Origin of the sequence: Arthrobacter cryoconiti, from assembly GCF_020905375.1 — a bacterium.
Taxonomy (GTDB): Bacteria; Actinomycetota; Actinomycetes; order Actinomycetales; family Micrococcaceae; genus Specibacter; species Specibacter cryoconiti.
Genome location: NZ_JAJJBU010000044.1, coordinates 1 through 6,079, shown reverse-complemented (window position 1 = coordinate 6,079; position 6,079 = coordinate 1). Strand labels below are relative to the sequence as shown.

Below are 6,079 nucleotides of genomic sequence, written 5' to 3'. Positions count from 1 at the left end.
GTGTGGGGGCCTCCCCCACTTAAAACACACCACCACAAAAAGGCGCTGGCACCACGTCCCTCTGGGCGTCATGGGATGGCAGTAACGCAAAGAGACTTTACATAAGTAAGCCCCATAGCGCAGTATGGGAACCGTGTGCGCGCTACGCATGCAGTCCACGAGGACCAGGCGGAGGAGTTTAGGTGCTGACACGCGGTGATGGGGCTTTGCAGGTGGTGCGTCGCGGACATGAGCTCCGCGTCTTGGAATCGTTGGCAAGGAACGGGAGTCGCACCCGGCGAGAATTGGAAGCTGACACCAAGCTGTCCCGGACCACGCTCTCGGCAATTGTAGGTAGCTTGCGTGAATTTGGCGTGCTCACCGAAGCGGATCAATCCAGTTACGGGATGGGCCGTAACGGCAGACCCGTAAAAGTCTTGAGTTTGAATCCCAGTGCAGGCGTCGCAGTCGGGGTTGAGCTGGCTCGTAATCGGATCAGCGTTTCCCTTGTGGGCTTTGACGGGGCCGCCTTGGCGCACGAAAATATTGAGATAAGTGCACCGATGGAGATGGCCGCGAAAGTGGACCAGGCTGCTCAAATGCTCCGCACCCTGATGGAGAGTGGGAAGGTTCGTTCAAAGTCCATTGTGGGGATGGGCGTCGGTATAGCCAGTAGGCATGCTGACCCGAATTCGCTGTGTGATGCCGGTGATGCTTTCCAGCTGGACCCTCAGGGTTTTTCGCTGGCACCGCTTCGAGCTGAAGTGAGTGCTCCGGTGCTGTGGGATAACAATATTCGGCTGGCTGCAATGGCGGCTGCAACGAAGGGCGGGAACCCCAAAGGGGATTTGCTCTACGTGGTCTTGTCCGCAGGCATCAGTTGTGCCGTGGTGGTTGACGGGGCGTTGCTCCGCGGAGGTAATGGTATAGCCGGCGAGCTGGGACACATCAGTGTTGATTTCTCAGGACCCGTGTGTTGGTGTGGACGGCGTGGATGCCTTGAACGGTTCCTCAATGTGCCCAATGTTCTCGCTGAAGCGCAGAAACGAGGTCAAGGTTTTGAATCCATCGCAGCCATGGCTGCCGCAGCCGAAGCTGGAAATTCAACGGCTTTGGCAGTGGTGGATTGGGCCGCAGAGCTCTTGGCGCGTGCCTTGACTAACGCTTGCGTGCTCGTGGACCCTAGCTCGGTGGTGATTGCGGGGGAGCTGGCTCAATGTGGTGAGCGCCTTTTGCGCCCCACCCGCAAAATGCTGGCAGAGCAGAAACTGGAGATTGGGCCGCGTGATACCACCATCACCCAAGCCGCTTTCTTAACAACCTCCGGCAGCGATGGCGCGGCGGCCATAGCCCTTCGGCACTGGGCGTTCGCTTCTCTCTGATGAATTAGCTGGCGTCCCACGCTCGCGTTCGCTGAGGCGCAAAGAACGGTTCCAAGTCCTTGAATGACGGCACCCTGATCAACGTTAAATAATATTGACCAGACTATTTACATAAGTAGTCTTGACAGCGTGGTGATTTACATCATAAATTGGTCCCATGGCTCCTACCAACGCTCCTCGCACCGCCGACTTACCCCTTGTTCCGGGGACCGGCGGAGGCACCATGGAGATCCCCGAGAATCCCACATCAAGGAAGCCGCATAAAAGCGGTAGCCGCAAGCTAAGCCGCAAGGCCATGCTGTCGATCAACTTTCTTTCCGTAGCGGCAGGCATTTTCGGTTGGTGGTTGGTATCGGCCATCGGAGTCCAGGGTCTTCCTGGTCCCGTCGAAGTGCTTGAACGCGGCAGGGAACTCATCGCCGACGGTACTTTGGCGGAGGACAGCGGTGCGTCTCTGGCCCGTGTACTCACGGGCTTCGCCTTGGGCACCTTGCTCGCTATCCCAGTCGGATTCCTGATGGGCTGGTACACCATCGCCCGCGGCATCATCGAGCCCTATGTCCAGTTCTTCCGCACCATTCCACCCCTAGCCATCATTCCCTTGGCCATCGTGACCATGGGAATTGGCGAAGTTCCGAAGGTGTTTGTCATCTTCTTGGCGGCTTTCCTCTCCTGCGTCATCTCCACCTTCCAAGGTGTGGTGGGTGTGGAGAACACGCTCATTAATGCTGCCCGCGTATTGGGCGCCAACAGTTGGACAGTCTTTATCCGCGTTGTAATACCGGCGTCTTCACCCTTCATCTTGGTCGGCATGCGCATCGGTTTGGGTGCGGCCTGGGCCACTGTGGTGGCGGCGGAACTCATCGCTGCACCTAACGGCTTGGGTTTCCGGATGCAACAGGCTCAGCTCTACTATGACCTCCCCACCATCTTCGTCAGTCTCATCACCATCGGCATTCTGGGTCTGATCATGGACCGATTGCTGCTGATGGTCGAAGCGCGCCTGACCCGCTGGCAAGAACGCCGCTAAGGAATCTCATGACTATTCAGACAAAAAATGCCATGATCCGTTTTGAAAACCTGCGTCAGGAGTTTTCCTTGAGTGGGGCCACCTTTACGGCCTTGGACGGAGTCAATCTGGACATCGCCGACGGCGAGTTCGTTACCGTCGTCGGCCCTTCAGGTTGTGGAAAGTCCACCATGCTCAATGCCGCGGCTGGGCTCTTGGATCCCACCAGTGGGCGCGTGGTGGTGGATGACATCGAGGTAAGTGGTCCGAGCCCGCGTACCGGGGTCATCTTTCAGCAATACGCACTTTTCCCGTGGCTGACCGTTCGCAAGAATGTGGAGTTCGGGCTGGAGCTAAAGAAGATGCCGGCCAAAGAGCGCCGCGTTATCGCTGACCACTACCTAGATCTTGTGGGTCTGACGCGCTTCGCAGACGCACTGCCTAAGGAACTTTCTGGTGGTATGAAACAGCGGTGCGCTATTGCCCGGGCGTATGCCGTGAATCCCGAGATTCTCCTCATGGATGAACCCTTCGGTGCCCTTGACGCGCTGACCCGGGTACACATGCAGGAGCAGCTGTTAGAGACCTGGACCAAGGAACGCCGGACGGTCATGTTTGTCACGCACGACGTCGACGAAGCAGTCTTTCTGGCCTCTCGCGTCATCGTGATGGCAGCCCGACCGGGCCGCATTTACAAGGAAATCAAAGTCGATCTTCCTTACCCGCGCACCGAGTCCATGCGACTTTCAGATGAGTTCGCCAGGCTACGCGCAAAAGTCTGGGAAGCGGTTTACCACCAACCAGATGCCAAAGGCGCCGACGAATAGCACAGTAGTTTGACTAAAGCCTTGACCCGCACACAGTCCGGGAACCCCCCCCAAACCCCTTCAGGAGTAAACATGTCCGCACCAATTTCTCGCCGCAATATCCTCCAACTCTCGCTCGGAACTGCAGCAGTCTCGCTGCTAGCCGCCTGCGGCACCAAGAATGATTCTTCCTCTGCATCAGCAGCCAAGGCGACTACCGAGATCAAGGTCGGCTATATTGCCGACTATAACGGCGCAGCCTTGATGGCCGTGTCGGATCAGGAAGGCTTCTGGGCAAAAGCGGGGTTGAAGCCGAAGTACATTCCTTTTACCAACGGTCCCTTGGCCATCCAGGCGCTGGGCACTAATAACGTTGATGTTGCCTACATCGGATCGGGCGCACTGTGGCTTCCTGCATCAGGCAAAGCTGAGATATGGTCAGTCAACTCCATCTCGAACGCTGACCGGATCATTGCACAACCCGGCATCAAGACATTGGCTGATTTGAAGGGCAAGAAGCTTGGCGTCCCGACGGGCACGTCCGGGGATCAACTCCTGGGTCTCGCTTTGGAAAAGGAGGGCCTGCAGCGCAGTGACTTTGACATCGTCTCGATGGATCCGTCTACCGCGGTGTCAGCATTTGCTGCCGGACAGGTCGACGGCGCAGCGCTCTGGTACCCGCTCATTGACAATATTAAGAAGGCAAAGCCGGACCTCGTGGAACTCTTCAGTAACGAGAACTTCGTTGAAGCGTTTACGTTCCCGTCAACCTTCGTTGCAGGTCCGGGCCGTGCCGCCAAGGACAAGGAACTAGCCACCAACTTCATCTCTGTCATCAAGGCGGCTAATGATTACCGCCATGAGAACCAGGACAAAACGATTGCTGCCACCGCAGCCTTCCTGAAGGTCAAACCAGAGGACATGAAGGCTCAGGCGAGTGTGGCCAAGCTCTTCACATCCAAGGAACTGGAAGACTTCTCGACCAAGGGCACCATTGATACCTGGCTCAAGGCTCTGGAGGAACAGTTCAAGACCGGTGGGAAGATCACCGAAGTCGTGGATCCCAAGAAGTTCTATAACGCCGAACTCTATGTGAACGCAAAAAAGGCCTGAGCATTTATGACACTGCAATCACTTTCGGAAACAGCGGCCAAAAAACCGCAAAATATTCTGTTCCTCATGACGGACCAACAACGGATCGATACTCTGGGTTGCTACGGCAACACGTCAAACCACACACCTAACCTTGACCGGCTGGCTGCTCGAGGGACCACTTTTGACAGGGCCTATACCCCCACCGCCATTTGCACGCCGGCACGGGCCAGCCTGCTTACGGGCCTTCAGCCGTTCGAACACGGCCTGCTGGCCAATTATGAGTGGAATTCCGGACATCGTGAGGAACTCCCGGACGACTTACCCACGTTCTCTGCAGCCTTGATTGAGCAGGGATATAGGCTGGGCCACGTCGGCAAGTGGCATGTGGGTAAGGACCGCGGGCCGGAGTACTACGGCTTCGAAGGAATCCATCTCCCCGGTGCACTGAACGTATTTGACGACCCCGGTTATGAGGGGTGGCTCAAAGCGAATGATTTTCCCGATTTTCACATTTCCAGTCCCGTCTACACCACGCGAGCAGACGGCAGCCAAGGCCACCTGATCGCGGGAGTGACTGACCAGCCTACGGAAGCCACCTTTGAAGCCTTTCTGGCAGACCAAACCATCGCCAAACTGCGCGATTTCGCCGCGGGTGCCATGGCAGATGACGGTGTGCCGTTCTTTCTTTCCTGTCACATCTTCGGACCACATCTGCCCTATCTGATTCCACAAAAGTGGTACGACATGGTGGACCCGGACACAGTGGAGCTGCCTGGTTCATTCGCGGAGACATTCAACGGCAAACCGATGGTCCAACAGGCTTACGCCGAGTACTGGTCCACGGACTGCTTCAGCGTCGATGAATGGAAGAAGCTGACGGCGGTCTACTGGGGCTACGTGTCCATGATCGACCACGAGGTGGGTCGCATCTTGGACGTTTTGGATGAGCTGGGGCTAACGGAGAGCACCGCGGTCATGTTCACGGCCGATCACGGTGAGTTCACCGGGGCGCATCGACTCAATGACAAAGGCCCGGCCATGTATGAGGACATTTACCGGATTCCGGCGATCCTCGTATTGCCAGGAGAGCAGGAACGTCGAGAAGATCGCTTTGTCAGTCTGATCGACTTCACGGCTACGTTCCATGAGATCGCCGGCGCGGATGCCTCAGGAGTTCACGGTAGATCGCTGCTGCCTCTGGCTGCGGGAGCAGAAGTGGAGGACTGGCGTGAGGACATGCTGTGTGAGTTCCATGGACACCACTTCCCTTATGCCCAACGGATGATCCGCAACAAAGAAGTGAAATACATTGCGAACCCCGAAGGCATCGACGAGTTCTACGACATGATCGCGGACCCCGACGAGCTCAACAATGTGGTCAACGTCCCGGTCTACCGGGACCGTGTTGCCACTATGCGCCGAGCCATGTATCACCAACTCGTCGAACGCGGGGATAAATTTGCCCAATGGCTGGCCTTTGCCGGGGACATTCCGGAAAACGAACGCGTCCGCCCGGTGACAGCGGTCGAGCGTTTCATCAGCTAGCAAACGCTGAGGTGCAGGACCGTGTGTGGTGGTGGGGGCGTGCTTTAGTGGTGGGGGCGTGTGTATTTTGATACGTTGTGGGTGTTTTGGCACGCCGTGGGTTTTTTTCTTGGTGTTGTGTGGTGGGGATCACTGGTGGTTTGTTGGGTTTTGGTGTGTGTGGGTGTGGTGGGGCGTGTAGTGTTTATCGAGTTGTCCTGAGTGTTGGGGATGGCGTTCCCCTTTTTTGTTGATGGCCGTTTGTTCGGTTGTTTTCTGGTGTT

General features: G+C 56.8%; 5 protein-coding genes. All 5 read left to right on the top strand.

Annotated elements, in window-relative coordinates:
- The first annotated feature begins 182 nt into the window (after nt 1-182).
- Nucleotides 183-1,361 (top strand): ROK family protein, encoded by a 1,179-nt coding sequence (locus LOH53_RS16625; protein WP_230068879.1) that lies wholly within the window; start codon nt 183-185, stop codon nt 1,359-1,361.
- A gap of 157 nt (nt 1,362-1,518) precedes the next feature.
- Nucleotides 1,519-2,391 carry an ABC transporter permease gene (locus LOH53_RS16620; RefSeq protein WP_230068878.1) on the top strand — a complete coding sequence of 291 codons (873 nt, stop codon included), beginning with the start codon at nt 1,519-1,521 and terminating at the stop codon, nt 2,389-2,391.
- A gap of 8 nt (nt 2,392-2,399) precedes the next feature.
- Nucleotides 2,400-3,197 carry an ABC transporter ATP-binding protein gene (locus LOH53_RS16615; RefSeq protein ID WP_230068877.1) on the top strand — a complete coding sequence of 266 codons (798 nt, stop codon included), beginning with the start codon at nt 2,400-2,402 and terminating at the stop codon, nt 3,195-3,197.
- A 72-nt stretch (nt 3,198-3,269) separates the two neighbouring features.
- Entirely contained in the window at nt 3,270-4,289 is a 1,020-nt protein-coding gene (locus tag LOH53_RS16610; RefSeq protein WP_230068876.1) for an aliphatic sulfonate ABC transporter substrate-binding protein, read from the top strand.
- A 6-nt stretch (nt 4,290-4,295) separates the two neighbouring features.
- Nucleotides 4,296-5,816 (top strand): sulfatase-like hydrolase/transferase, encoded by a 1,521-nt coding sequence (locus LOH53_RS16605; RefSeq protein WP_230068875.1) that lies wholly within the window; start codon nt 4,296-4,298, stop codon nt 5,814-5,816.
- The last annotated feature ends 263 nt before the right edge of the window (nt 5,817-6,079 follow it).

What these genes read in the sequence shown, in the direction of transcription:
- LOH53_RS16620 (WP_230068878.1), top strand. Translation starts at nt 1,519, where the DNA reads ATGGCTCCTACCAACGCTCCTCGCACCGCCGACTTACCCCTTGTTCCG.
- LOH53_RS16615 (WP_230068877.1), top strand. Translation starts at nt 2,400, where the DNA reads ATGACTATTCAGACAAAAAATGCCATGATCCGTTTTGAAAACCTGCGT.
- LOH53_RS16610 (WP_230068876.1), top strand. Translation starts at nt 3,270, where the DNA reads ATGTCCGCACCAATTTCTCGCCGCAATATCCTCCAACTCTCGCTCGGA.
- LOH53_RS16605 (WP_230068875.1), top strand. Translation starts at nt 4,296, where the DNA reads ATGACACTGCAATCACTTTCGGAAACAGCGGCCAAAAAACCGCAAAAT.